Genomic DNA, 25,038 nt, shown 5'->3' on the forward strand with positions numbered 1-25,038 from the left:
CGATGGACGCCGTCGGCTTCTGCGTCTTCGACACGGCGATCGGGCCGTGCGGCATCGCGTGGACGGCCGATGCGGTCGCCAGCGCGCAACTGCCCGAAGGCGATCGGGTCGGCACGCTGGGTCGTTTGCGCCATCGCCATCCCACGGCCGAAGAGGCGGCGCCGCCCGAGTGGGTCGCGCGCGTGATCGGGCGCGTGCAGGCGCTGCTCGAAGGTGCGCACGATGACCTCGCCGATGTGCCGCTGGCCTGGGAGGGCGAGCCACAGTTCAATCAGCGCGTCTACGAAATCACCCGCGCGATCCCGCCGGGCCGCACGCTGACATATGGCGACATCGCGCAGCGCCTCGGGGAGCCCGGCGCCGCGCGCGCCGTCGGACAAGCACTCGGCCACAACCCGTTCGCGCCCATCGTGCCGTGCCATCGCGTGCTGGGCGCCGGCAACAGCGGCACAGGGTTCTCGGCGAACGGGGGCGTCGCGACCAAACTGAAGATGCTGGAGATCGAACGCGCGCAGCTGGGTGGGCAGCCGGGGCTGTTCGACTAGTTCGACCCGCGCATGAACTGCGCCCACTGCTCGGCGACCGAGGCCTTGACGCGGCGCGCGGCCTGCCATGCGGGCGTGCGGCGCACTTCTTCCATGATGCGGTCCTTCCATGCCTTCCAGCGCGGGTACCAGAGGGCGAACCACGCCAACCGCATCAGGGTCGGCTGCGTCAGCGTGAAGAGGCGGGCGAGGACGGCCGTGCCGGCAACTTTCGCGGCCAGCAACACGGCCAAGCCCAACCAGCCTTGCCCGTGCGCGACCAGGTACAAGGCCGCGACCTTCACCGGCAGCAGCATCAGCGCCGGCACCAGGAACGTCGCCAGTGCCGCATAAGGCGGTAACGCGCCGATCTGTCGTTCGAGCCACGCGAACAAGGGCAGCTTCGCAAGCCGCGCCAGCAAGGCGGCCAGCGGCTCCCATCCCCATTCCTCGAACAGCAGGAGCAGCGCGAAGATCGCGATGAAAACGCGGCGCGCGAGCGCACGTAATGCGTTCATGCGCGGCAGTGTAGCGGCCGAGTTCTTAAGTGCAACTTAAGCTGAGCGACTGCAGCGTGCGTCCGTTCTTCGGATCGAACACGACCAGGTTCACCTGGCGCGGATGATCGGGCTGGGCGGCGATGGCACGCAGCGAGAGCGATGACACGCCGCGATAGTCGCCCGCGGGCACGTACTGGCGCACCACGAAGTCGTGCCGGAGGAACTCGCCTGCGTTCTCGCCTGTCCTGACCTTGCTGCTGTGGCCGTGCTCCGTGACCGTCCAGTATGCCGCCCAGTTGGCGACGCCGTCAGCCGGCGTGACGGTCGCGGTGAACGCGTCACCCGCCGTCCTGCGCAACTCGATCGTGGCCCGCGCGGGCTCGGCCGCACCCGTCGCTGTCTCGCCGTGCCAGTCCTGCCCGTTGCGCACGATCTGCGGCGTGTAGATGCCGCTCTGGCGGTTCCAGGCTGCCACCTGTTTCTGGCGCTGTGTGTACGCCGGGTTCGCGAAGCGATCGACCCAGCCGATGTAGTCCCAGTAGCCGACATGGAACGCCTGCGCGACGAGACGGCCCTGGGCCGCTTCCTCCTTCAGGGTCGATAGCCACTTGTCCGCGGGCGGGCACGAACTGCAACCTTCGGACGTGTACAACTCGACCACGGGCGTCAGCGTGGCGGGCGAGCGCGCTTGGCACACGGCGTCCGGCGCCGCGAGGGCGCCTGCGCTGGCCAGGGCCGCGCAGGCGGCGGTGATGAGGGTGGGTCGCATGGGGCGCTCCTTCGGCGTGTTCTCGCCGTTGGTCGCGCCACTGGAGCGCGCCTTACAGCGGCACGCGGTCGCGCGGCGGGATGTTCTCCCGGGCGGGCTCGGCCTGCTCGACGACGCGTGTCGCCGGCAAGCGCGCTTCGATCTCCGACAGGCGGGCCAACACGGCCTGGTGCATCCGGTCCAGGTGGGCGCGCATCTCGCCCTGGTTCTGCATCAGCCGCTTCTCCAGTTCCGTCGACACGACCTGGTCGCGCTGGCGCACGTCGCGCAAATGCGAATCCAGGTGCTGTCGCAGATCGGTGAAGCGCGACGATTCGGCCTTCTCCGCCAATTCGCGTTGCTGCTGCAAGGCCCGCGAATGACGGCGATGGTCCAGCAGGTAGCGTGACTCCTGGATCGCGCTGCTGACCAGGAAAACGGCCAGCACGATGGCCATCAAGGTGAGCATGACGAGGCCCAGCGGCAGCGTGGCCGTCATGATCCCGAAACTCAGCGGCTCGGCGCGCGTGAATTCCGGCCAGTTGAGCGCCGCGATGGCTGCGACGACGAGTGCCGCAACCACGATGAAAACGATTCGTCCACGCATGGATTTCTCCTGCATCGGTTGGTTCCCGAATGTTGGCATCGTTGTCAAGCGCAGGTGTCAGCGAGTGGCGAATCCCGCTGTGGGCGCCTGTGGCAAACTCGCGCGTCCCCGGCCCCGAGAGGCCCAGCAGTAACCGAATACGACATGCAGAAAATCATCCGGCAGATCGCTGCCGAACTGCGCGTGCGCGAAGAGCAGGTGCGCGCCGCGGTGGATCTACTCGACGGGGGCGCCACGGTGCCTTTCGTCGCCCGCTACCGCAAGGAGGCGACCGGCGGCCTCGACGACGCGCAGCTGCGCGAGCTGGAGACGCGGCTTTCCTACCTGCGCGAACTTGAGGACCGGCGCGAGGCCATCCTCAAGAGCATCGAGGAGCAAGGCAAGCTCACCCCCGAACTGCGCGCCGCGATCGAGGCGGCGCCGACCAAGCAGGAGCTCGAGGACTTGTACCTGCCGTACAAGCCCAAGCGGCGCACCAAGGGACAGATCGCGCGGGAAGCGGGCCTCGAGCCGCTCGCGGACAAGCTCTTTGCCGACCCGGGGCTCGACCCCGCGCAGGAGGCCCAGGCCTTCGTCAAAGCGGAGAAGGGCGAGGGCGGCGAGGACTTCACCACCGTGGCCGCGGTGCTCGACGGCGTGCGAGACATCCTGTCCGAGCGCTGGGCCGAAGACCCGGTGCTGGTGCAGCAGCTGCGCGAGTGGCTGTGGGCCGAAGGCCTCTTGCGCTCGAAGCTGGCGCCGGGCAAGGACGAGAACAACCCCGACGTTGCCAAGTTCCGCGACTACTTCGACTACGACGAGCCGATCGGGCGCGTGCCCTCGCACCGCGCGCTCGCGGTGTTCCGCGGCCGCCAGCTGGAAATGCTCGACGCGAAGCTCGCATTGCCGGTCGAGCCGGAGCCGGGCAAGCCGTCGATCGCCGAGGGCAGGATTGCGCTCCACCTGGGCTGGAGCCATCAAGGCCGCCCCGCCGACGACCTGATCCGCAAGTGCGTCGCCTGGACCTGGCGCGTGAAGCTGTCGCTGTCGACCGAGCGCGACCTGTTCGCCCGCCTGCGCGAGGACGCCGAGAAGGTCGCGATCAAGGTCTTTGCCGACAACCTGCGCGACCTGCTGCTCGCCGCGCCGGCGGGGCCGCGCGTCGTGATGGGCCTCGATCCCGGCATCCGCACGGGCGTGAAAGTGGCCGTGGTCGACGCGACCGGCAAACTCGTCGACACGGCCACCGTCTACCCGCACGAGCCGCGCCGCGACTGGGAAGGCTCATTGCACCAGCTGGGCTTGCTGTGCCGCAAGCACGGCGTATCGCTGATCGCGATCGGCAACGGCACCGCCAGCCGCGAGACCGACAAGCTGGCGGCCGACCTGATGAAGCGGCTCGCGAACGATTTGCCCCAGCTCCAGCGCGTGGTCGTCAGCGAGGCGGGCGCGTCGGTCTATTCGGCGAGCGAGTACGCGACGCAGGAGTTGCCGGATGTGGACGTGAGCCTGCGTGGCGCGGCCAGCATCGCGCGCCGCCTGCAGGACCCGCTGGCCGAACTCGTGAAAATCGAACCGAAGGCCATCGGCGTCGGGCAGTATCAGCATGACGTGAACCAGAGCGAGCTCGCGCGCATGCTCGACGCGGTGGTCGAAGATTGCGTGAACTCCGTCGGCGTGGACCTCAACACGGCGAGCGTGCCGCTGCTGGCGCGCGTGTCGGGCCTTTCATCCAGCGTGGCCAAGGCGGTGGTGCGCTGGCGTGAGGCGAACGGTGCTTTCCGCAGCCGCCAGCAGCTGCTGGACGTGAGCGGGCTGGGCGCGAAGACCTTCGAGCAGAGCGCCGGCTTCCTGCGCATCCGCGGCGGCGAGAATCCGCTGGACATGACGGGCGTGCACCCGGAAACCTACCCCGTGGTCGAGAAGATGCTCGCGGCCACGGGCAAGCCGGTGAACGAGCTGATGGGCCGCGCCGAGATGCTCAAGACGCTCAAGCCCGAGCTGTACGCCAACGAGAAGTTCGGCGTGATCACGGTGAAGGACATCCTCACCGAACTGGAGAAGCCCGGGCGCGATCCGCGGCCCGACTTCAAGGTGGCGCGTTTCAACGAGGGCGTGGAAGACATCGCCGACCTGCGCGAAGGCATGGTGCTGGAAGGCACGGTGAGCAACGTCGCGGCGTTCGGCGCGTTCGTGGACATCGGCGTGCACCAGGACGGCCTCGTGCACGTGAGCCAGCTCGCGCACAAGTTCGTCAACGACGCGCGCGAGATCGTGAAGACCGGCGACATCGTGAAGGTGAAGGTGCTCGAGGTCGACGCCACGCGCAAGCGCATCTCGCTCACGATGAAGCTGGGCGACGCGCCACGGCAGGGCGGCCCGCGCGAGAACCGGTACGAAGGCGCGGGACGCGGCCAGCGCGCAACAGCCAACCCCGCGATGGGCACTGCGATGCAGGGAGCTTTCGCCAAATTGCAGGGCCTGCGCAAGTAGCGGCGCACAGGCCGCACAATACGGCCATGGTGGTGACCCTTTCGCGCGGATGACGGCCGGCGCCGATTTGCAGCCGGTGTCGGCCAGTGTGCTGTTCCTGCGGATGCGCGGGTTCGCCGACGACCTTCCGAGCACGCAGAAGACCCGTCGCGAGAGCCTGGCCGCCGCGGTGGAGGCGCTGCTTCCCGCCTGGGACGAGGAGCACCGCGTGGTGCTCGAAGCGCCCGACGGCTTGGCCATTGTGGGTGAGGTGGAGCCGGCGGTGGCCCTGGCCGGTGCCGAACTTGCCGCGCGCGGGGCCGACGGGCAGTTGGGGATCGCCCTGCACCACGGACCGGTGCGCGCCCTGCAGGACGAAACGGGCGTGCGGGTCATGGGCGACGGCATCGAGACCGCGGCGGCGCTCGCGGGATTCACGGCCGGTCGTCCCATCGTCGCGTCGCAGGCATTTCGCGAGGCGCTGGCACTGCAGGCGGCGCAGCTGGCGCAGCAGCTCCAGCCCGCGGGCGAGCAGGTGGACGAACGCCTGCGGCCGCATGCCCTCTATGTGTTCGATCCCGAGCCCGCACGCCGCCGCGCTGGCCGGCGCAACCTGCTGGCCGCCGGGGGCGTGCTCGCGCTGCTGGGCGCGGGCTGGGCCGGACGCATCGGGCGTGAGCATTTCGCGCAGGCGCGCCGTCCGGCGGTGATCGTGCTGGACGTCCGGCCCACGGGAGAAGTGTTCGTGGATGGCGAGCCCAAGGGCAGCGCCCCACCGCTTGTGCGCCTGTCGGTGCCGGCGGGACCACACACGATCGAGGTGCGCAACGGCCGCTTCAAGCCGCTGCTGATGGACGTGCAGCTGGAGCCCGGCGAGGAAATGCAGTTGCGGCACGTGTTCACCGCGCCGCAGCCCGTGCGGCGCCGGCCCGGCTTGCTCGATCGCTTCAAGTTCTGGTGACCCGCATGGCCGTCCGCCCGCCCCCCTTCAGTCACCTCGGACGCTACCGCGTGCTCAGCGAACTGGGCCGTGGCGCCATGGGCGTGGTGTACCTGTGCGATGACGAGTCGCTGCAACGCCAGGTGGCGGTGAAGACCCTGCTGCTGCCGGACGACGAGCAGGAGCGGCAGCACCTGGAGGCGCGCTTTCGCCAGGAGGCCAAGGCCGCCGCGGGGCTGAGTCATCCCGGCATCATCACCGTCCACGACATCGGCCGCGAAGGCGACTGGCTGTACATCGCCATGGAGCTGCTGCAAGGCGCCGAGCTGCGCGACCGCCTGCAGCAGGGGGCGCTGCCGCTGGACGAGGCCGTGGAGATCGCGCACCAGGTCGCATCGGCGCTGGCCGTGGCGCATGCGAGCGGCGTGGTCCACCGCGACATCAAGCCGGGCAACATCATGCTGGTGGGCCAGAGCCAGGCGAAGATCATGGACTTCGGCATCGCGCGCATGAAGTCCTCCGAGGTGCGCACGCAAAGCGGCACCATGATGGGCTCGCCCAAGTACATGTCGCCCGAGCAGGTGGGCGGTAAGCCGGTGGACCACCGCAGCGACATCTTCTCGCTGGGTTCGGTGCTGTACGAAATGCTCGCGGGCGCACCGGCTTTCGGCGGCGCCGACCTGGGCCAGATCCTCAATGCGATCGTGCATTCGGCGCCACCTCCGCCCGGCCGCTTGCGCCCGGGTGTCCCCGTGCCGCTGGAGCAGGTGGTGGCGCGCGCCATGCACAAGGACGCGGACGCCCGCTACCAGGACGCGGCCGAGATGGCGCGCGACCTCGCGCAGTGCCGCGTGGCAGTGGCGCGGGCGCCGGCCGCCGCGCGAAGCCGAGCGCCGGCCGATCCCTACGCGGCGACTGCGCCCATGGCTGCGGTTGAGGCGCAAGCCTCCGAGGCGTCCGCGGAGCCCGGGGGGTTGGCGCCCGCGCTGCAGTTCGACTCGTCCGCCGGCTTGCGGCGCTTGCTGGCCGACCGCAGGGGCGAGCCTGCCGCGCGCAAGCCGCGGCGTCGCAACCTGCGTGCGCTGGGTTGGGCACTGGCGTACCTTGCGGCGGCCCTGGGCGCGTTGGTGATCGCCTTCAGATAAGCCCGGGCGAATGCGAGCTTTGTGCATCTATGCAGGACCGCGGGTGCGGCGGCACATCGAGCAACACGGCCTCGGTCCAGCCGACGTCGGCATCATCCCCGGCGCCGCGGGTGGGCCCAAGGGCCTGATCCTCGGCCCGCTGGACCGCTTCATCTTCGGCGAGTGGCTGGCGCGTTCGACGCAACGCGTGCACCTCGTGGGCGCGTCGATCGGCGCGTGGCGCATGGCCACCGCGTGCCTGAAGGAGCCGATCGCGGCCTTCAGCCGGCTCGAGCGCGACTACATCGTGCAGGACTACGAGCTGCCACCGGGGCGCAAGTCGCCGCTGCCGCAGCACGTGAGCGAGCGGTTCGGTGAGAGCCTTCAGTCGTTCTACGGCGGGCGCGTGCACGAGGTGCTGACGAACCCGCGCTTCACCTTGCATGTCGTCACGTCGCGCGGGCGTCACGTGCTCGGTCGCGAACACAAAGTGGCGACGCCGCTCGGCTACTTCGGCGCCTTCCTTTCCAACGCCGTGCATCGGCGCGTGATGGGTGCCTGGCTCGAACGCGTCGTCTTCTCGACGTCACCCGGACTGCCGTTCGCGACCAGCGACTACCGCACGCGCCAGGTGGCGCTCACCGAAGCGAATTTCCAGCCGGCGCTGCAGGCAAGCTGCTCCATCCCGTTCGTGCTCAAGGCGATCCACGACATCCCGGGTGCACCACCGGGCGCGTACTGGGACGGCGGCATCACGGATTACCACCTTCACCTGAACTACGACCGGGCGGGATCAGGACCGATCGTGCTCTATCCGCATTTCCAGCGGAGCGTGGTGCCCGGCTGGCTGGACAAGGGTTTGAAGTGGCGGCATGGCGCGACGCATTTCCTGGACAACACCATCGTGCTGGCGCCGGATCGCGACTGGGTGAGCCGGCTGCCCAATGCCAAACTGCCGGATCGCGCCGACTTCCCGCACTACGGCACGGACCACAAGGCACGCATGACGGCATGGACGACGGCCGTGTCCGCCAGCGCGCAGCTTGCGGACGAATTCGCGCAATGGCTCGAGAAACCCGACCTGTCGCGGGTCGAGCCGCTCTGACTTACATCGACTCCTCGAGCATCTGCCGGTAGTCCTCGCGCGTCGCCAGGCGCGGGTTGGTCTTGTGGCAGTGGTCGGCCATGGCGCCGTCGATGATCTTGTCGAACCACTCGCGCTGCACGCCCATCGCCGCCAGGCCCGACGGAAGGTCCAGGCGGGCGTTCATGTCCCTGATCGCCTCGGGAATCTCGCCCCCTGACTTCAGGCCCATCGCGTGGGCCATGCGCTCCAGGCGGCGATCCTTCTTCACGGATTCGGCCTGTGCGTTGAAGCGCACCACGGCCGGCAGGAACATCGCGTTCAGCGTGCCGTGGTGCAGGCGCGGATCGACGCCGCCCAGGCTGTGGCTCAGGGAGTGCACGCAGCCCAGGCCTTTCTGGAAGGCCATCGCGCCTTCCATCGAGGCGCTCATCAGGTTGAAGCGCGCCTCACGATCCTGGCCGTTCTTCGTCGCGCGCTCGATGTTGGCCCAGCCGCGCTCCAGCCCGTCGAGGCCGATGCCGTCGGCGGGCGGGTTGATCGCGGCCGACATGAAGGTCTCCATGCAGTGCGCGATGGCGTCCATGCCGGTGGCGGCCGTGAGCTTGGGCGGCAGACCGAAGGTGAGCTCCGGGTCGCAGATCGCCGCCTTGGGAACGATGTTCCACGAATGGAAACCGAGCTTGCGGTGGTCGTCGACGATGATGATCGCGCCGCGCGCCACCTCGCTGCCCGTGCCGCTGGTGGTCGGCACCGCGATGACGGGTGCGGCCCTGTCGGTGATCAGGCCGGAGCCGCCTTCGATCGTGGCGTAGCGCGTCAGCGGGCCTTCGTGCGTGGCCGCGATCGCCACGCCTTTCGCGCAATCGATCGCCGAGCCGCCGCCCACCGCGATCAGGCCGTCGCATTTGTTCGCCTGGTAGACCTCCACGGCCGCTCGGACAGCCGCTTCGGTCGGGTTCGACGGCGTCTGGTCGAACACCGCCACGGGCAGGCCGGGCAGGGCATCGATCGCCTTCTGCAGCACGCCCGCCGCTTTCACGCCCGGATCGGTGACGATCAGCGGCCGCGTGATGCCGATGCGCTCGCATTCCTGCTTGAGCAGCTTGACGGCGCCGAAGTCCAACTGGATCTGGGTGACGTAGTAGATGAAGGCCATGGCGTGCACTCGTTTACGATGCACCACTGTAGCGCGATGGCTTCCGATTTTCTTCCGCAGTACCCCCAACTCACGCCCGCGATGCGATCGGTGCTCGAGCGCATGCACCGGGCCGCGTATGCGCCCATGTACACGTTGTCGGCCGCGGATGCGAAGGCCGCTTACGAGAAAGGCGCGGGCGTGCTGGAGGTGCCCAAGGCCGAGCTGGCGCGGGTCGAGGATTTCACGATCCCCGCTCGTGACGGGCACGCTATTGCGGCGCGCCTGTACGCGCCCAGCCACGAGCGGTATCCGCTGCTGGTCTATTTCCACGGCGGCGGCTTCACGATCGGCAGCATCGCCTCGCACGACATCCTGTGCCGCGAGCTCAGCCGCCTGTCGCCCTGTGCCGTGATCTCCGTCGATTACCGGATGGCGCCCGAACACAGGTTTCCCGTCGCGTTCGACGACGCCTGGGACGCGGTGCGCTGGGTCGCAGGTCATGGCGACGAATTGGGTGTCGACACGAAGCGGCTGGCCCTGGGCGGCGACAGCGCCGGCGGCACGCTGGCGGCCGCCGGCGCGATCATGGCGCGCGACGAGCGGATTCCAATCGCATTGCAACTGCTGTTCTATCCGGGGGTCGCGCAGGACGACGAGGCGCCGTCGCACAGGAAGTTCGGCGAAGGACTCGTGCTGGAGAAGGCGCACATCGACTGGTTCTTCGAGCAGTTCATTCCGCGCGAGCAGCGCGGCGACTGGCGATTCGCCCCGCTCAACGCGCCGGATGTCGAAGGTGTGGCGCCCGCCTGGTTCGGCCTGGCGGAGATGGACCCGCTGGTCGACGACGGCATCGCCTACGCGGATAAACTGCGGCTGGCGGGCGTGCCGGTGGATCTGGAGATCTATCGCGGCGTGACGCACGAATTCATCAAGATGGGCCGGGCACTGCGCGAGGCGCGGCAGGCCCACGAGGACGCGGCCCGCGCGCTCGCCCACGCATTCGACACATCCCATGAAACGTAGCGATTTCCGGTTCTTCCATCGCCTGCGCGTGCGCTGGGCGGAAGTGGACATGCAGAAGATCGTCTTCAATGCCCACTACCTGATGTATTTCGATACCGCGGTCGCCGATTACTGGCGCGCGATCGGCCTGCCGTACGAGGAAGCGATGCACCAGTTGGGCGGTGACCTGTACGTGAAGAAGGCGACGGTGGAGTTCAACGCGTCGGCGCGCATGGACGACCGGCTCGAGATCGCCCTGAAGTGCGGGCGCATTGGCAATTCCTCGATGGCGTTCACCGGCGCGATCTTCCGCGATGGCGAACTGCTGATCACCTGCGAGCTGGTGTACGTCTTCGCCGATCCGGCGACACAGAAGTCCCAACCGGTGCCGGGGCCGCTGCGCGAGCTGCTCACGAGCTACGAAGCGGGCGAGGACGTGCTCGAAACCCGCGTGGGCTCGTGGAAGGAGCTGCGCGACGCGGCGCAGCGCATCCGCACCGAGGTGTTCGTCGATGAACAGCGCGTCCCGCTCGAGATGGAGTGGGACGAGGCGGACGGGACCGCCGTGCACGCGGTGGTGTTCAACCGCATCGGGCAGGGCATCGCAACGGGGCGGCTGCTTCCCTCGCACGACGGCAGCGCGAAGATCGGCCGGGTCGCCGTGAACAAGGTGCTGCGCGGGTCCGGCGTGGGCCGGCGCGTGATGGAGGCGCTGATGGAGGCTGCGCGACGGCGCGGCGACCGCGAGATCGTGCTGCACGCGCAGCGCACGGCCGAAGCGTTCTACCGGGGCCTGGGCTTCACCGCGCGCGGCGACGAGTTCGAGGAAGCCGGCATTGCGCACATCGAGATGACCCGATCGCTCGTGAACGGATGAGCGTGGTTGCCGCCATCCTCGCGCTGATGATGTTCCTCGTTCCGGCCGCGGGCGTGCCGGTCGAGGAGGTGCTGCAGGACACGCTGAAATCCGCGCTCGTCGCGTTCTTCGCGCTGTCGGCGGCCCTGGTGTTTTTCTGGTCGCGGCGGCGGGAAACCGTGACGCTGCGCTGGCACGCCGGATTGGCGTTGCCGCTGCTGCTGATGGCATACGCGCTCGGCAGCATGGCCTGGTCGCACACCTACCTGGCCGGCGTCGAGGCGATCCGCTGGTTCCTTTTCGCGCTCCTGATGGGACTGGGGCTGAACACGCTCGATCGCGAGCGCCTGCCGCTGCTGGCATGGGGCATCGCAGGCGGCGCCGCGGTGGCGTCCCTGTGGGCCGTGCTGCAGTTCTTCTTCGCATTCAGCCTCTTTCCCCAAGGGCCCCATCCGGCCTCGACCTTCGTCAACCGCAACTTCTTCGCCGAGTTCGCGGTGTGCGCCGTGCCCTTCATCGCGTGGTTGCTCGCGCGCGCCCGCAAGGTCGGCGCGGTCGCGCTGCTGTCCTTCATCGGCGGACTGGTGATCCTCGCGCTCTGCATGACGGGTACGCGCGGTGCCCTGGCCGCTTTGTGGCTGCAGTTGCTGGTGCTGTTCCCGCTCATTGCCTGGCGCTGCCGCTCGCGGCTCGCAGTGTTCGGCTGGCCGGCGGCGACCACGGCGCTGAGCGTCGCGATCCTCGTGGGCACGGTTGGGGGCCTGGGCATGGTGCCGACCGGTGACGCCGAGCTCGCCGCCGAGGCGCATGGCTTGACGGCGCTGGAACGCGCGTTCAAGCGCACGGCGGCGATCACGCCCGGCGATGCGTCGCTCTCCATGCGAAAGGTGATGTGGGGTGCGACCGGGCGCATGATCGCCGCCCATCCGGTGGCCGGCGTCGGTGCCGGCGCGTGGGAAAGCGAGATCCCGCGGTACCAGGCGGAAGGCGCGCTGCTCGAAAACGATTTCTACGCCCACAACGAGTTCCTGCAGCTCGTGGCCGAATACGGGTTCGTCGGCTGGGCGTTCCTCGCCGGCCTGTTCGCCTGGCTCGTGCAGGCGGCGTGGCGCACGTGGAAGCAGGACGATGCAGACGAAGCGGCCTGGCGCGCGATCCTGCTCACCAGCCTGCTCGCGCTGCTGATCGTGAGCAACGTGGGCTTCGCGTGGCGGCTGGCCACGACGGGCGCGATGTTCGCCCTCTGTCTCGGCGCCCTGGCAGCCTCGGACCTGCGGCTCTCACCGGTGCAGCGGCGGGTCGCAGGCGAATTCGGCTGGCAGCCTGCGTGGTCGCTGGCGGCATCGGCCGCGGTGATCGCGGCGATCGGGCTCGCCTGGCACATCAGCGTGCTGGCCGTGCGGGCCGAGTCCAGACTCGTGCGCGCATCGCGCATCGCCATCACGATTGCCGGGACGGGCGATCCGCAGAACCCGCGCTGGGACGCCGCCAAGTCCGAAATGCTCGCGCTGTTGCGCGAAGGCATCCGCATCAATCCGCATTACCGCAAGATCACGCCCACCGCGGCCGACGAGCTCGCGCGCTGGGGCGACTGGCCCGATGCGATCTGGATCTGGGAAAGCGTCCTGTCCTCGCGGCCGAATATCGTCGCGATCCTGACGAACGTGACGCGCGGTTACCTGGCGATCGGGGAGCCCAGGAAGGCGGCCGAGTACCTCGAGCGCGCCAAGCGCCTGCAGCCGAACGGGCGCTCGGTGCTCTCGGCGCAAGTGTTGCTTTACGCCCGTACGGGCCAGGAAGCGAAGGCACTGGAGGTCGGCCGGCAGGCGATGGCGCAAGGCGTGATCGACTTCGACATGGCCAATGCGGTGTTCGTGCTGGCCCGTCGCAACGGCGACTACGCCACGGCGGAACAGGCGATGCGCACGCGGCTGGCGAACTGGGACGTGCAACGCGCGCCAGGCTGGTTCCAGCTGGCGGAGATGCTCGATCGCGACATGCATGAGCCGGCCAGGGCAGCGGGAGCGTATGCGCGAGCACTGGCGCTGGTCCCGCCCGCGCAGCGCGCCGCGGTATGGGAACGCGTGCCGCCTTCCCTGCGTTCCCTCATCGAGCCGACTTCGGCGCCCGATCAGACGTCCGCCAGCAAGGGGTAGGGAGCCGGCGACACGGTGACCGGCGCGCCTTGTGCCGACGACGCCGTGATCTTCCCGCCTTGCGCCGACACGATCTGTATCGACACGATCGCGTCCCAGCCGCCGCCCGGGGCGCGTGCCGCCTGCGCGACGATGCCGCAGGGCTGTTCGGCGTCGGACTCGTGGAACAGCTCCTGTCCCGCACTCAAGGCCTGATCGCAATGTGCAAGGTACGCGCGGCGCTTGAGCGTGCCGCGGAACTGGCTGCGCGCGACGACTTCCTGGCCGGGGTAGCAGCCCTTCTTGAAATTCACGCCGCCGACCGACTCGTAATTGAGCATCTGCGGCACGAGCGCTTCAACGATGGGCGCCGTGACGGTGGCGACGCCGCTGCGCACCTCACTCCACTGCCACAGCTCAGGGTCGAGCGTGGGACCCGCCGGTCGGTCGGCGCCCGCAGGTGCGATACGCAGCGCGCGCGGGCTGCCGTCCGCGGAATAGAGCGTGACCAGTGCCGATCCACCTTGTCTCACAACTTTCCAGGGTTCCGTCGCCGCATCGTGCGCCGCCTCACCCACGAGCCCCCAGAGATCGAACTCCGTCGAGGCATCGCGCAATTTGGCCTTGGCCCGCAGCACGTACATCGACAGGCGCTTGAGCGTGGGCGCCAGGACGTCGCGGCTCGTGACGAGCAGGATTTGCGTGGACGTGGGCTTGATGCCGACGAAACTCGCCAGCACGCGGCCCTTGGCCGTGCAATAGGCGGCCAGGCGCGCCTCGTCCTGGCCCAGCAATGCGAAATCCTGCGTGAGCTGGCCCTGCAGGAAGCTCGCCGCGTCTTCTCCTTCGACGGCGATCACGCCCAGGTGCGCAAGCGCCGCCGCTCCGTTCAAGGCAATGGTCATCGCTGAATTATCATCACCCGATCAATCCATCAGGGTTCGTGGGGCCAGCTGGTGCGCCGATTTTTCTCGACAGTCTTGTTCTTGTTCGTACTGGCTGCCGGGGCCGCGGCGGCATGGGGCTATTGGTGGGTTCACCAGCCACTGCGGCTGCCCTCGGCGCCGCTGGACCTCTCGATCGAGCCCGGTACCTTGCCGCGCGGCGTGGCGCAGGCCGTGCACGACGCCGGCGTGGACGTGAATCCGCACCTGCTCTATGCCTGGTTCCGCCTGTCGGGGCAAGGCCGTGCGATCAAGGCCGGCAGTTACGAGCTCGAGGGGGGCATCACGCCGCTGCGCCTGCTGTCCAAACTCGCGCGCGGCGAGGAATCCCTGCGCGCCGTCACGCTGGTCGAAGGCTGGAACTTCCGGCAGGTGCGCGCCGCACTGGCCAAGGAGGAAACCCTCAAGCCCGACACCAAGGACCTGAGCGACGAGGCGCTCATGAGCCTGCTCGGTCGCGCCGGCCAGCACCCGGAAGGGCGCTTTTTCCCGGATACGTACACCTACGCCAAAGGCTCCAGCGACGTGGCCGTGCTGCGCCGTGCATTGCGCGCGATGGACAAGCGGCTTGCGGCCGCGTGGGAACAGCGCACGGCGCGCGCGGCGGTCAAGACACCCGAAGAGGCGCTGATCCTGGCGAGCATCGTCGAGAAGGAAACCGGCAAGGCCGCTGACCGGCCGCTGGTGTCGGCCGTCTTCAACAACCGCCTGCGGGCCGGCATGCTGCTGCAGACGGACCCGACGGTGATCTACGGCATGGGCACGGCGTTCGACGGCAACCTCCACAAGCGCGACCTGCAGGCCGACACGCCCTGGAACACCTACACGCGTGTCGGCCTGCCGCCGACGCCGATCGCGATGCCGGGCAAGGCTTCGCTGCTCGCGGCGGTGCAGCCGGCCGAGAGCGACGCACTCTATTTCGTCGCGCGCGGGGACGGCAGCAGCCATTTCAGCGGCAGCCTGGGCGAGCACAATCGCGCCGTCAACAAGTACCAGCGCAAGATCCAATGACGGCGGGTCTTTTCATCAGCTTCGAAGGGATCGACGGCGCCGGCAAGTCGAGCCATGTGCAGGCGCTGGCCGACGCTTTCCGGGCGCAGGGCAGGGCGGTCACCGTCACGCGCGAGCCGGGCGGCACGCCGCTGGCCGAGAAGCTGCGCTCGCTGGCGCTCAACGACCCGATGGACCCGTTGACCGAGGCGCTCGTCATGTTCGCCGCGCGCCGCGATCACCTGAAGCAGGTGATCGAGCCCGCGCTGGCCCGCGGCGAGGTCGTCCTGTGCGACCGCTTCACCGACGCGACCTTCGCTTACCAGGGCGGCGGACGCGGCTTCGATTGGGACGTGCTGCGCCAACTCGAAATCTGGGTGCAGGCAGGGCCGGATGGGCAACTGCGCGAACCGGACCTGACCTTGCTTTTCGAACTCGATCCTCACATAGCCGCGCAGCGCCTGGCCGGAGCGCGCGTGCCCGACAAGTTCGAATCGCAGCCCGCGGAGTTCTTCGCGCGGGTGGCGGCGGGTTACGACCGGCGCGCCCGAGGCGACGCGAAGCGCTTTGCGCGCATAGCCGGCGACCAGCCGCGCGCGGGCGTCTGGCGCGATGTGCTGGCCGCCGTGCGAGCGAAGGGCTGGCTCGCATGAGCGGCATCGCGCCCTGGCTCGCGGCGCAATTGCGCCAGCTGCTGCAGCAGCGCGGCCACGCCTGGCTGTTGCAAGGGCCTTCCGGCCTGGGCCAATACCCGCTCGCCCTCGAACTGGTGCGGACATGGCTGTGCGGATCGCCGACGCCCGATGGTGCCTGCGGTCAGTGCGAAAGCTGCCATGCGATCGACGTGCGCACGCATGCCGACCTGTTCGTGCTGATGCCCGAGACGGACATGATCGAGCTCGGATGGCCGCTGGGCGAAAAGGCGCAGTCGGACATCGACGACAAGAAGCGCAAGCCCAGCCGCGAGATCCGCGTGGACGCGATGCGCGATGCGATCGAGTTCGCGCAGCGCACCAGCGGGCGAGGGCGAGGCAAGGCGGTACTGGTCTACCCGGCCGAGCGGATGAACCCGATCACGGCCAACGCCCTGCTCAAGACACTCGAGGAGCCGCCGGGTGATGTCCGTTTCGTGCTGGCGACGGAGGCCGCGCACCAGCTGCTGCCCACGATCCGCAGCCGCTGCCTGGGCCACACGATGGCTTGGCCCAAGGAATCGGAGGCCGCGGCGTGGCTTGCGCAGCAAGGGGTGCCCGCGGCGGACGTGAATGCGTTGCTGCGAGCGGCGGGCGGGCGGCCCGAAGACGCACTCTCGCTTTCGCGGGCTGGCGTGGCTGCCGGGAATTGGGCCGCGCTGCCGAGGGCCGTGGCTCGGGGCGATGTCGGCGTCGTCGCCGACTGGACGCCCGCGCGCCTGGTCGATGGCCTGCTCAAGCTCTGCCACGACCTCATGGCCGTGCAGGCCGGGGCCGCGCCGCGCTTCTTCAGTCCGGCAGACTTGCCGCAGCCGCCCGGCTACGAGGCGCTCGCCGCGTGGTCACGCGACCTTGCGCGGACATTCCGCACGGTCGAGCACCCCTATAACGCGGGCCTGTTGCTGGAAGCGCTTGTGAGCCAGGGCAGGTCGGCCCTACACTCGCGCCAGAAAGCCCACGCATGAGCACCGCCCCTCCTCATTCCGCAGCCCGTCCGAGCGTCATCCAGCTGGCCATCAAGGAAAAGGCCGCGCTGTATGCCGCCTACGTCCCGCTGTTCGCGGACGGCGGCGTGTTCATCCCGACCACGCGCGACTACAAGCTCGGCGACGACGTCTACGTCCTGTTGTCGCTGCCCGACGATCCGCAGCGCTACCCGGTCGCGGGAAAGGTCGCGTGGGTCACGCCGGCACGGGCGGCCGCCAACCGGACCCAGGGCGTCGGCGTGCGCTTCCCGGCCGACGAGAAGTCCAAGCTCCTCAAGATCAAGATCGAGGAGATCCTGGGCGGGCACCTCGCTTCGGAACGGCCGACGCAGACCATCTAGGAGCTGGCGTTAGCATCGACGGATGTTCGTCGATTCGCATTGCCACCTCTCTTTCCCCGAACTGCTCGAGGAGCTGCCGCAAATCCGGCAAGCCATGGCGCAGGCGCAGGTCGACCGCGCCCTGTGCATCTGCACCACACTGGAGGAATTCGACGCGGTCCACGCGCTGGCGATGGCCTACGACAACTTCTGGGCCAGCGTAGGCGTCCACCCGGACAACGAAGGCGTCACCGAACCCTCTATTGACGACCTGGTGCGCCGGTCGCAATTGCCGCGCGTGATCGCCATTGGCGAAACAGGCCTGGATTACTACCAGATGGACGAACGCAAGGGCGGCCGGACCATCGCCGACATGGAGTGGCAGCGCAACCGCTTCCGCACGCACATCCGCGCCGCGCAGCAGGTTCGCAAGCCCCTGGTGATCCACACCCGCGCGGCTTCGGCCGACACGATCGCGATCCTGAAGGAAGAGGGCGAAGAGGGCTCCAGTCAGGCGGCGGGCGGCGTCTTTCATTGCTTCACCGAGACGGCCGAAGTCGCACGGGCGGCGCTGGACCTCGGGTTCCACATTTCCTTTTCGGGCATCCTGACCTTCAAGAATGCCCAGGACCTGCGCGACGTCGCCGCCTTCGTCCCGATGGACCGCCTGCTGATCGAGACCGACAGCCCTTACCTCGCGCCGGTGCCATTCCGGGGCAAGACCAACAATCCCTCGTACGTTCCGTACGTCGCCAGGCAGGTCGCCGAGATCAAGAAGGTGTCCCTCGAGGAGATTGGAGAGGTCACGAGCCGCAATTTCGAGCGACTTTTCAGGGTCGGCGCATGATGAGAAACTGGTTCAAGTATCTCGTCTTGTGCTTTGTCGCCATTGGATTTTCCTCCGTCCAGGCGGGCTCCTACGACGACTTTTTTACCGCGATCGAGCGTGACGATCCGGCCACCATACGCGCGCTGCTCCAACGCGGTTTCGACCCCAACACGCCCAGCCCGGAAAAGCTCGATGGGCTCTACCTGGCGTTGCGGCAAGGATCCCTGAAGGCCGCGCAGGCGCTGGTCGACTGGCCGAAGACGAACGTCGAAACGCGCACGCCGCAGGACGAGAGCCCATTGATGATGGCGTGTCTGCGCGGTCATGCGGAAATCGCACGCAAGCTTGTGGCGCGCGGTGCCGACGTGAACAAGACCGGATGGACGCCGCTGCATTACGCGGCCACGACAGGCCAGGTCACCATCATCCAGATGCTGCTGGACGAGAACGCCTATATCGATGCCGAGTCGCCGAACGGATCGACGCCGCTGATGATGGCGGCCATGTACGGCACGCCGGCGGCCGTGAAACTGCTGCTCGAGTCCGGCGCCGATCCGACGCTGAAGAACCAGCTGGGCCTCACGGCACTGGACTTTGCGTACCGCGGAAGCCGGCGAGATGCGGCCGAGCTGCTGACGGCCGGCATGAAGGCGTGGCAGGAGAAATCCAAGCGTTGACAACAGCTTGTCGGGGCTTCTTCATGTAACCTGGGTCGGATCTCGGTCGGTTCATGACTTTATACGATGTATATTATGTCAAATATAAAATCGACCACATCAAGCAGCCGCTGCTGCCGCCAGGCCTGAACAACACTCAGGACTGCTCCACGCCCGTTCCAGCCTCGGCGCGCTGGTGCCCCTTGTAGACCATCCACGCCAGCGGGATCGTGCTGAGCACGCCGACCGTCGCCAACGCCCATCCCACGCCCCTGCGTCTTTCGGCGCTGAGCTTCTGGCCAACCAGCAGACCAATTCCCAGCCCGAGCATTCCGCGCGTGCCCACCAGCAGCGCGAGTTGGGGCAGCGTCAGTTCCGTCTTGACCATCTGGAGCTCCTTTTTTCGGATCTCAGCCCGTCCCCCAGCATCGCCCCGTGCGGCGCACTGCGGGCGTGATGCGCATACCTTGTCGGACCTGTTACGCCGCCAAGAGTGTTGCCGGCCCGAGACGCTGGACCCGTCCAAGCTTGACAGTCTGTCCAAACTGTCTAACTATCTGTCCAATTCACTGTCCACCTTATTTGGACAGTTGGTTGGACAATGCTCAGCAGCAAGGAAATCCTCGAGCGCACCGGCATCTCGCGGGCAACGCTCAACAACTACATCTCGGCGGGCCTGGTCGCCCGGCCGGAGGTGTTGCCGCCCGGGCCGCAGGATGGCGGCGCGCCGCGCATCGGCTATTTCCCGGACGACACGATCGAGCGGATCGAGACCATCCAGCGGCTGAAGCGGGAGGGTTGGAGCCTGGGCCGGATCCTGCAGTTCTTCGGAGAAAAGCCGCCCGTCGAACCCGCCGCGGCGGAGAGCATCGAGCCGCCGGCGGCCGTGATCGCGGTGCCCGGCGCGCCCGCCCCGCAGCTCGCGAGCGTGCGGGTCGACTCGCCGCAGATGATGGTCGTCGCCGTGCTGGCCGTGTCCCTCCACGACGCGGACACGCTGTGGGTCGCGCTGTCTGTCCACGACTATTTCGCGCTCACGAACGAGGTGTCCGGCGAGATCCGGCGCATCGTGGCCGGCCGAAACGGCCAGGTCATGCGCGTGGCGCCGCACCGGTTCGTCTGCCGCTTCCTGCCCCGGCCGCAAGGCCATCACCTGTGGAGCGCGCTCGAGGCCGCCGAGGCCGTCCGGGAAGCCGTGCGCGAGGTCAGCGCCCGCTGGAAGTTGCGCCGCAATTGGGACCTGGACGTCCTGGCCAACGCCGGGCTGTGCGAGGGGGAGTCCTGGGTCAGCACGTCACCCCAGGACGATGTACAGGTGGTGGGCGAAACGCTGGACGACGCGCAGGAAATGGCGCGCTACGCCCGGCGCGGTTCACTGCTGGTGACCCGCAGCCTGATCGGCCGCCTGCCGGAAGACATCCGCCGGCGCGTCGTCCATGGGGTCCCCGGCGCCGGTCAGCCTGACGGTGTTCCTGCACGCCTGATGACTTTCACGCGGCTGCGCGACTTCGCGCGGCCCGGCAACCTGCCCCGGCGACTGGCCGGACTCCCCGTCACCGAAATCGTCGAACTCCGCGCGACCGCGGCGCCGGCGGCATGGAAGGAATCCGAATGACGCTGCTCTCGAAGATGTTCGAAAGGGTCACGTCCATCACGAGCTCACCGCAGAAGCTCGACCACGACGAGCCGGACGCGGCGGTCACGGAACGGTTTCGCCGCCAGATGCTGGACATCGCCCAAGGCCTGCCGGGCGAGCGGGCCGCCCGCCTCGCCTTGCGGATCCGCTGCGCGGCCACGTTGCAATCGCTCTGGTTCATGCGCAGCGACATGATGGCCCTGCTCGCGCCGATGTACGGCGAAGCCGATGCACGCCACCGGCTCGAAACCATCTCGGCATCCGTGCGGGAGGCGCTGCCGGCGGGACTTCGCTCCCGGCCCAGCCCCTTGAACCACGGCCATTGATTCTTCAGGTGCGACGCGCCCTCGCCGCTTTCGCCAGGTCCCGCAGCACGGCCTCGGTCTGCTCCCAGCCGATGCACCCGTCGGTGATCGACACCCCCGGTTCCAGCGGCACGCCCGGCTTCAGCTCCTGCCGTCCCGCGCGCAGGTGGCTCTCGATCATGATGCCGAGGATTCGCTTGTCGCCCGCTGCAATCTCGCCGGAGAGCGAACGGGCCACCTCGACCTGCCTCGTGTAGTCCTTGCGCGAGTTCGCGTGGGAGCAGTCGACCATCACGCGCTGCAGCACGCCCGATTTCGCCAGGGCGCCGCACGCGGCCTCGATGTCCGCGGGCGAGTAATTGGGTCCGCGCGTGCCGCCGCGCAGGATCACGTGGCAGTCGTCGTTGCCAGCCGTCTCGAAAATGGCCACCTGCCCCATCTTCGTCATGCCCATGAAGGCATGCGGCGAGCGGCAGGCGACCAGCGCGTCGGCGGCAACCTGCACGCTGCCGTCCGTGCCGTTCTTGAAGCCGATCGGGCAGCTCAGGCCGGACGCGAGCTGACGGTGGCTGGGACTTTCGGTCGTGCGCGCGCCGATGGCGCCCCAGCTCACCAGGTCCGCGATGTACTGCGGGCTGAGCAGGTCGAGGAATTCGGTGCCGGCCGGCAGGCGCAGCTTCGCGATCTCGAGCAGCACCTCGCGCGCGCGGCGCAGCCCTTCGTTGATGCGGAAGCTTCCGTCCAGGCGCGGGTCGTTGATGTAGCCTTTCCAGCCCACGGTGGTGCGCGGCTTCTCGAAATACACGCGCATGACGAGCAGCAGGTCCTGCTCGAGTTCATTCGCCAGCGCCCGCAACCGACGGGCGTATTCCAGCGCCTGCTCGCGGTCGTGGATCGAGCACGGACCGACCACGACGAGCAACCGCGGGTCCGTGCCGTGCACGACCGCAGCCACCTCGCGGCGCATTTCCTCGACGAAAGCCTGGGTCGCCTCGTCGGCCGGCAGCTCGTACTGCAGCAGCGCCGCCGAGATCAGCGGCCGGACCTCGCGGATGCGGACGTCGTCCAGCCGCGTGGCGTGCGGAAAATCCTCGTTGGGCTCCTGGTAGCGCCCTGCCCGTTCGTCGTTCATCGGCTCTTTCGTCAATTCATCGGCACGGGGCCGTCGTCCTGGGTGCTGCCCTCGGCCGCCAGTGCGCGCACGAAACCTGCGCGTCGCTCGAGCCGGCCCAGGTACGCTTTCACCTGCGGCTTGAACGCGTCGGCCAGGCGCAGCGTGCTGGCGAGCCGCAAAGCGTAACCGACGGAGATGTCGGCTGCGGTAAAGCGATCGCCGCACAGCCACTCGTTCGACTCCAGCACCGGCTCGATGAGTTTCAGCCGGCCCACGAAGAATCGCTTGTAGTCCTCGGCCGCCTGCGCCTGCCGCCGCTCTTGGGGCTCCAGCCGCGTGTAGCGCAAATGGATCGCCAGCGGAAAGGTCAGTGTCGCCTCGCCGTAGCTCACGAAATTCAGGTACGCGGCGTGCCCGGGTTCATCCGGCGCGATCCACATCTTCGGGCTTTGCTGCCGCGAGGCGAGGTAATGGCAGATCATGCTCGACTCGGTCATGCGCGCATCCCCTTCGACGTAGAACGGGATCGTCCCCAGCGGATTGATGGCGAGGTACTCGCGCGCGAATTCGCGCGGCGGAAACGGCAGCATGTGCAATTCGTAGGCGAGCCCGAGTTCCTCGAGCATCCAGAGCACGCGAAACGACCGGGCCTGCCGGCAGTGGTAAAGGGTTCGGCTCATGGGATTTGCGGATGGTTACGAAAGGGTCGACCTAACTGTCGTTTTCCGTCAACTTTGTCACGTTTTCGCCTTGCGGTTTTCACAGACTCCGAATAACTTTGCATCCCCATCACGCATCCCGAGTGCCTTCAGCCATGCGTTGGCTCAAACCGAATCTACGGAGCATTTACGGCCTGCTCGGCAACGCGAACCCGTCCGAATCCGTGCTGGAAGAAGGCACGGAAGACATCCGTGAAGCCATGCTGGACGCCCTCGGTGACCCGGGTTCGCGCCATTTTCCGCACGTCACGCGCCGTGTCCGCTACGCGGGCGACGTCCAGGCCTTGTGGTACCTGCGCGGTGACCTGATGGCCGCGCTGGCGTCCATGCATGGTGAAGTGATGGCGCGCCAGAAGATCGCGGCCATTACGGCGCAGTTCCGCGGCCTGCTGCCCGGCGCCATGACTTCGCGCCCAAGCCCGCTGATCGGCTGAATCGCGCATGGCTCGCGCCGGCTTTCAGTGCCGGTGCCCCCACAACACGAATGCATCGCGGCCTTCCACGGCCAGGTGAACCTGCGCGCCGACCGGAAGCGCAACCTTCGTCGGCACATGGCCGAAGGGCAGGCCCGTGAACACCGGCGCCTTGACCTGCGTGCGCATCCACTCGATCACGGTCTGCAGCTTGAAGCCCCGGTCGTTCGGCGCCAGCCGGTAGTTGGTGAACTGGCCGAACAGGATGGCCTTCTGGCGCTGCAGGACACCGGCGTAGGCCAGCTGCGTGAGCATGCGCTCGACGCGATACGGATGCTCGCCGATGTCCTCGAGGTACAGGATGCCGCCCTTGGCCTGCGGCAGCCAGGGCGTGCCCGCCAGCGCCGCGATCATGGCGAGATTGCCGCCCCACAACTCGCCCTTCGTCTCGAAGGCACGCTCGCGCGCTTCGGCGCGCGGCAGCTGCCAGCCGGTGCCCTCGCCCTGCCCGCTCGCCAGGTCGTCGAAGCAGGCCTGCATGATCTCGTCCGGTTCGCCGTCGCAGCCGAAATCCTCGCCCAGCGCGGGCCCTTGCCAGGTGACACGACCGGTCTGCGCGAGGACGGCGAGCTGGAAAGCCGTGAAGTCGCTGTGGCCGACGAACTTCATGCCGCGGTCGATGGCCTTCGCGACCTGCTTGTAGCGCACGCGCGGCAAGAGGCGCGTGAGGCCGTAGCCGCCGCGCGAGATGAGCGCGATGTCGGCGCCGCTGTCCGCGGCTCGATGGATCGCGGCCAGCCGCGTGTCGTCGTCGCCGGCGAAGCGCATGTCGCGCGCGAACACCGCCTCGTCGAGTTCCACCTCGTAGCCGAGTGAGGCGAGGCGCTTGGCACCGCGGCGGATCACGGCCTTGTCGGGAACGGCGCTGGAAGGGGAAAAGATGTAGATGCGTTTCTTCACGGCAGGAAGTATCCCACCGCGGCACGGGCGATCCCTTCGCCGTGCTCCTGCACGAAGTGGCCGGCGTTCGGCAGCACCATCGGCTCCGGGCAATGGCGGATGTCCGCACGCAACGCGCGCATCACGGGCTCGCCGAGCACCGGGTCCTGTGCGCCGATCGCCATGAACGTGCGGCTGTTCCAGCGGGTGCGCCAGAACTCGCGGGCCTCGCGCGAGATCGCGGCGCCGTCGGCATCCGGCCGGTCCGGCACCATGGGCGGGAAGGCCCGCAAGGCGGCGCGGTGCCCGCGATCGGGAAAAGGCGCGTTGTAGGCCTCGCATTCCACGGCGCTCATGTGCGGGTTGCCGCGCGCGAACAGTCGTGCGACATCGAAGTCCGGCTTCGTGCGGCACATCTCGCGCCAGGCGAGAAAACCCGGCGGCAGCGGCGCGTCGCCTGTGCCGAGCACGGTGTTCATCACGAGCAATCCGCGGTAACGATCCGGCGCGGCCATCGGCAGCGTCAGCCCGAGCAGGCCCCCCCAATCCTGCACGACGAGCACGATGCGGCGCAGGTCGAGCCGGTCGACGAATTCCAGCAGCACCTGCCGGTGCCAGCTGAACGTGTGGAAGCTGTCCTTCTTCGGCTTGTCGCTCTTGCCGAAGCCGACCAGGTCGGGCGCGACCACGCGGTGCCCTGCCCCCACGAACACCGGGATCATCTTGCGATAGAGGTAACTCCACCCGGGGTTGCCGTGCAGGCACAGCCAGGTGAGCGGAGCGTCCACCGGGCCTTCGTCCAGGTAGTGCATGCGCAAGCCCGCGAGCGCCGGCAAGTCGCTGATGTAGCGCGGTGCCCACGGGTAACCGGGCAGGTTCGCGAAGCGGTCTTCGGGCGTGCGGACGGCGTCGTCGCGAAGCGGCTGGCCCCGGGCGCGGTCTTCCATGCGCCGATCCTTGAAAAAGCCGGCCAGCAGCGCGCCGCATTCCTCTTGCAGCACACCGCTTTCCACCGTCGTGCGGTGATTGAGCTGCCGCTGCGAGAAAAGATCGACGATGGACCCGGCTGCGCCGGTCTTCGGGTCGCGCGCGCCGAAGACGACACGGGCTATGCGCGCATGCAGCATCGCACCGACGCACATCGCGCAGGGCTCGAGCGTGACATAGAGCGTGCAGCCATCGAGGCGGTAGTTGCCGACGGCCCGGGCCGCCGCGCGCAAGGCGACGATCTCGGCGTGCGACGTCGGGTCGCTGTCACCCACGGGCGAATTGCGCCCCGTCGCGATCACCTCGCCGTCCCGGACGATCACGGCGCCCACGGGCACCTCGCCCGCCGCCGCGGCTTCCCGCGCCTGTTCCAGCGCGAGCGCCATGAAGGCAGCG

27 protein-coding genes are annotated in these 25,038 nt (G+C 68.3%); 17 read left to right on the plus strand and 10 right to left on the minus strand.

All coding sequences use genetic code 11. The features are described 5' to 3' along the window. Window positions 1-2: 2 nt before the first annotated feature. Window positions 3-545, plus strand: coding sequence for a methylated-DNA--[protein]-cysteine S-methyltransferase (locus AC3EF3_RS09500; protein ID WP_488531907.1), 543 nt, complete (start codon window positions 3-5; stop codon window positions 543-545). Here the strand turns inward: AC3EF3_RS09500 and AC3EF3_RS09505 are convergent. Genes AC3EF3_RS09505 through AC3EF3_RS09515 form a run of 3 tightly spaced genes read right to left on the minus strand, consistent with a single transcriptional unit; the run spans window position 542 to window position 2,379 of the window. Beyond that, window positions 542-1,042, minus strand: a complete 501-nt coding sequence (locus AC3EF3_RS09505; RefSeq protein ID WP_488531908.1) for a hypothetical protein — start codon at window positions 1,040-1,042, stop codon at window positions 542-544. The two genes, AC3EF3_RS09500 and AC3EF3_RS09505, sit on opposite strands and share 4 nt — an antisense overlap. A 25-nt stretch (window positions 1,043-1,067) precedes the next feature. Beyond that, window positions 1,068-1,793 (minus strand): DUF1223 domain-containing protein, encoded by a 726-nt coding sequence (locus AC3EF3_RS09510; protein WP_488531909.1) that lies wholly within the window; start codon window positions 1,791-1,793, stop codon window positions 1,068-1,070. A gap of 52 nt (window positions 1,794-1,845) precedes the next feature. Continuing rightward, window positions 1,846-2,379, minus strand: a complete 534-nt coding sequence (locus AC3EF3_RS09515; protein WP_488531910.1) for a hypothetical protein — start codon at window positions 2,377-2,379, stop codon at window positions 1,846-1,848. A 144-nt stretch (window positions 2,380-2,523) separates the two neighbouring features. Here AC3EF3_RS09515 and AC3EF3_RS09520 point away from each other — a divergent pair, with 144 nt between their 5' ends. The 4 genes from AC3EF3_RS09520 to AC3EF3_RS09535 are packed head-to-tail and all read left to right on the plus strand — an operon-like array spanning window position 2,524 to window position 7,999. Next, on the plus strand, window positions 2,524-4,851 hold the full coding sequence (locus AC3EF3_RS09520) for a Tex family protein (protein ID WP_488531911.1): 2,328 nt from the start codon (window positions 2,524-2,526) through the stop codon (window positions 4,849-4,851). 49 nt (window positions 4,852-4,900) lie between these two features. Further along, window positions 4,901-5,791 (plus strand): PEGA domain-containing protein, encoded by an 891-nt coding sequence (locus AC3EF3_RS09525; RefSeq protein ID WP_488531912.1) that lies wholly within the window; start codon window positions 4,901-4,903, stop codon window positions 5,789-5,791. Window positions 5,792-5,796: 5 nt separating this feature from the next. Further along, on the plus strand, window positions 5,797-6,915 hold the full coding sequence (locus AC3EF3_RS09530) for a serine/threonine-protein kinase (protein ID WP_488531913.1): 1,119 nt from the start codon (window positions 5,797-5,799) through the stop codon (window positions 6,913-6,915). A gap of 10 nt (window positions 6,916-6,925) precedes the next feature. Further along, on the plus strand, window positions 6,926-7,999 hold the full coding sequence (locus tag AC3EF3_RS09535) for a phospholipase (RefSeq protein ID WP_488531914.1): 1,074 nt from the start codon (window positions 6,926-6,928) through the stop codon (window positions 7,997-7,999). A 1-nt stretch (window position 8,000) separates the two neighbouring features. Here the strand turns inward: AC3EF3_RS09535 and AC3EF3_RS09540 are convergent, their stop codons facing one another. Continuing rightward, window positions 8,001-9,137 (minus strand): iron-containing alcohol dehydrogenase, encoded by a 1,137-nt coding sequence (locus tag AC3EF3_RS09540; protein WP_488531915.1) that lies wholly within the window; start codon window positions 9,135-9,137, stop codon window positions 8,001-8,003. Between the two features lie 36 nt (window positions 9,138-9,173). Between AC3EF3_RS09540 and AC3EF3_RS09545 the strand changes: the two genes are divergently transcribed. The 3 genes from AC3EF3_RS09545 to AC3EF3_RS09555 are packed head-to-tail and all read left to right on the plus strand — an operon-like array spanning window position 9,174 to window position 13,133. After that, a complete protein-coding gene (locus AC3EF3_RS09545) occupies window positions 9,174-10,142 on the plus strand; it encodes an alpha/beta hydrolase (RefSeq protein ID WP_488531916.1) in 969 nt (322 codons plus the stop codon). Beyond that, complete coding sequence (locus AC3EF3_RS09550) at window positions 10,132-10,998, plus strand: YbgC/FadM family acyl-CoA thioesterase (RefSeq protein ID WP_488531917.1); 867 nt, start codon at window positions 10,132-10,134, stop codon at window positions 10,996-10,998. Before AC3EF3_RS09545 ends, AC3EF3_RS09550 begins: the two co-directional genes overlap by 11 nt. Then, a complete protein-coding gene (locus tag AC3EF3_RS09555; protein WP_488531918.1) occupies window positions 10,995-13,133 on the plus strand; it encodes an O-antigen ligase family protein in 2,139 nt (712 codons plus the stop codon). The genes AC3EF3_RS09550 and AC3EF3_RS09555 overlap by 4 nt, the downstream gene beginning before the upstream one ends. Here the strand turns inward: AC3EF3_RS09555 and ygfZ are convergent. After that, window positions 13,109-14,017: a CAF17-like 4Fe-4S cluster assembly/insertion protein YgfZ gene (gene ygfZ / locus AC3EF3_RS09560; RefSeq protein WP_488531919.1), complete on the minus strand. Its 909-nt coding sequence runs from the start codon at window positions 14,015-14,017 to the stop codon at window positions 13,109-13,111. The genes AC3EF3_RS09555 and ygfZ overlap by 25 nt on opposite strands. Window positions 14,018-14,068: 51 nt before the next feature. Here ygfZ and mltG point away from each other — a divergent pair, with 51 nt between their 5' ends. From mltG to AC3EF3_RS09590, 6 genes are read left to right on the plus strand one after another with little or no spacing between them, the layout of a single operon-like run. Beyond that, on the plus strand, window positions 14,069-15,067 hold the full coding sequence (mltG, locus tag AC3EF3_RS09565) for an endolytic transglycosylase MltG (RefSeq protein WP_488531920.1): 999 nt from the start codon (window positions 14,069-14,071) through the stop codon (window positions 15,065-15,067). Next, complete coding sequence (tmk, locus tag AC3EF3_RS09570) at window positions 15,064-15,699, plus strand: dTMP kinase (protein WP_488531921.1); 636 nt, start codon at window positions 15,064-15,066, stop codon at window positions 15,697-15,699. Before mltG ends, tmk begins: the two co-directional genes overlap by 4 nt. Next, complete coding sequence (locus AC3EF3_RS09575; protein WP_488531922.1) at window positions 15,696-16,703, plus strand: DNA polymerase III subunit delta'; 1,008 nt, start codon at window positions 15,696-15,698, stop codon at window positions 16,701-16,703. The genes tmk and AC3EF3_RS09575 overlap by 4 nt, the downstream gene beginning before the upstream one ends. Next, window positions 16,700-17,065, plus strand: coding sequence for a PilZ domain-containing protein (locus AC3EF3_RS09580; protein ID WP_488531923.1), 366 nt, complete (start codon window positions 16,700-16,702; stop codon window positions 17,063-17,065). The genes AC3EF3_RS09575 and AC3EF3_RS09580 overlap by 4 nt, the downstream gene beginning before the upstream one ends. Window positions 17,066-17,087: 22 nt before the next feature. Next, complete coding sequence (locus tag AC3EF3_RS09585; protein WP_488531924.1) at window positions 17,088-17,891, plus strand: TatD family hydrolase; 804 nt, start codon at window positions 17,088-17,090, stop codon at window positions 17,889-17,891. Next, the gene (locus AC3EF3_RS09590) at window positions 17,888-18,550 is read left to right on the plus strand and encodes an ankyrin repeat domain-containing protein (RefSeq protein ID WP_488531925.1); all 663 of its coding nucleotides are present in this window, start codon (window positions 17,888-17,890) and stop codon (window positions 18,548-18,550) included. The genes AC3EF3_RS09585 and AC3EF3_RS09590 overlap by 4 nt, the downstream gene beginning before the upstream one ends. A 136-nt stretch (window positions 18,551-18,686) precedes the next feature. Here the strand turns inward: AC3EF3_RS09590 and AC3EF3_RS09595 are convergent, their stop codons facing one another. Further along, window positions 18,687-18,917 (minus strand): hypothetical protein, encoded by a 231-nt coding sequence (locus tag AC3EF3_RS09595; RefSeq protein WP_488531926.1) that lies wholly within the window; start codon window positions 18,915-18,917, stop codon window positions 18,687-18,689. A gap of 213 nt (window positions 18,918-19,130) precedes the next feature. Here AC3EF3_RS09595 and AC3EF3_RS09600 point away from each other — a divergent pair, with 213 nt between their 5' ends. Both AC3EF3_RS09600 and AC3EF3_RS09605 read left to right on the plus strand, forming a co-directional pair. Beyond that, window positions 19,131-20,144, plus strand: a complete 1,014-nt coding sequence (locus AC3EF3_RS09600; protein WP_488531927.1) for a MerR family transcriptional regulator — start codon at window positions 19,131-19,133, stop codon at window positions 20,142-20,144. After that, window positions 20,141-20,491, plus strand: coding sequence for a hypothetical protein (locus AC3EF3_RS09605; protein ID WP_488531928.1), 351 nt, complete (start codon window positions 20,141-20,143; stop codon window positions 20,489-20,491). The genes AC3EF3_RS09600 and AC3EF3_RS09605 overlap by 4 nt, the downstream gene beginning before the upstream one ends. A 4-nt stretch (window positions 20,492-20,495) precedes the next feature. On the opposite strand, the gene AC3EF3_RS09610 is transcribed toward AC3EF3_RS09605, so the two are convergent. Continuing rightward, the gene (locus AC3EF3_RS09610; protein WP_488531929.1) at window positions 20,496-21,602 is read right to left on the minus strand and encodes a 3-deoxy-7-phosphoheptulonate synthase; all 1,107 of its coding nucleotides are present in this window, start codon (window positions 21,600-21,602) and stop codon (window positions 20,496-20,498) included. Window positions 21,603-21,613: 11 nt separating this feature from the next. Then, window positions 21,614-22,264, minus strand: a complete 651-nt coding sequence (locus tag AC3EF3_RS09615) for a glutathione S-transferase family protein (RefSeq protein WP_488531930.1) — start codon at window positions 22,262-22,264, stop codon at window positions 21,614-21,616. 134 nt (window positions 22,265-22,398) lie between these two features. Between AC3EF3_RS09615 and AC3EF3_RS09620 the strand changes: the two genes are divergently transcribed. After that, window positions 22,399-22,737 (plus strand): hypothetical protein, encoded by a 339-nt coding sequence (locus AC3EF3_RS09620; protein ID WP_488531931.1) that lies wholly within the window; start codon window positions 22,399-22,401, stop codon window positions 22,735-22,737. 24 nt (window positions 22,738-22,761) lie between these two features. Here the strand turns inward: AC3EF3_RS09620 and AC3EF3_RS09625 are convergent, their stop codons facing one another. Further along, window positions 22,762-23,676 (minus strand): LD-carboxypeptidase, encoded by a 915-nt coding sequence (locus AC3EF3_RS09625; protein ID WP_488531932.1) that lies wholly within the window; start codon window positions 23,674-23,676, stop codon window positions 22,762-22,764. Next, window positions 23,673-25,028: a tRNA adenosine(34) deaminase TadA gene (gene tadA / locus AC3EF3_RS09630; RefSeq protein WP_488533764.1), complete on the minus strand. Its 1,356-nt coding sequence runs from the start codon at window positions 25,026-25,028 to the stop codon at window positions 23,673-23,675. Before tadA ends, AC3EF3_RS09625 begins: the two co-directional genes overlap by 4 nt. Window positions 25,029-25,038 lie beyond the last annotated feature (10 nt).

This window comes from Ramlibacter sp. GS1-15, from assembly GCF_057785015.1.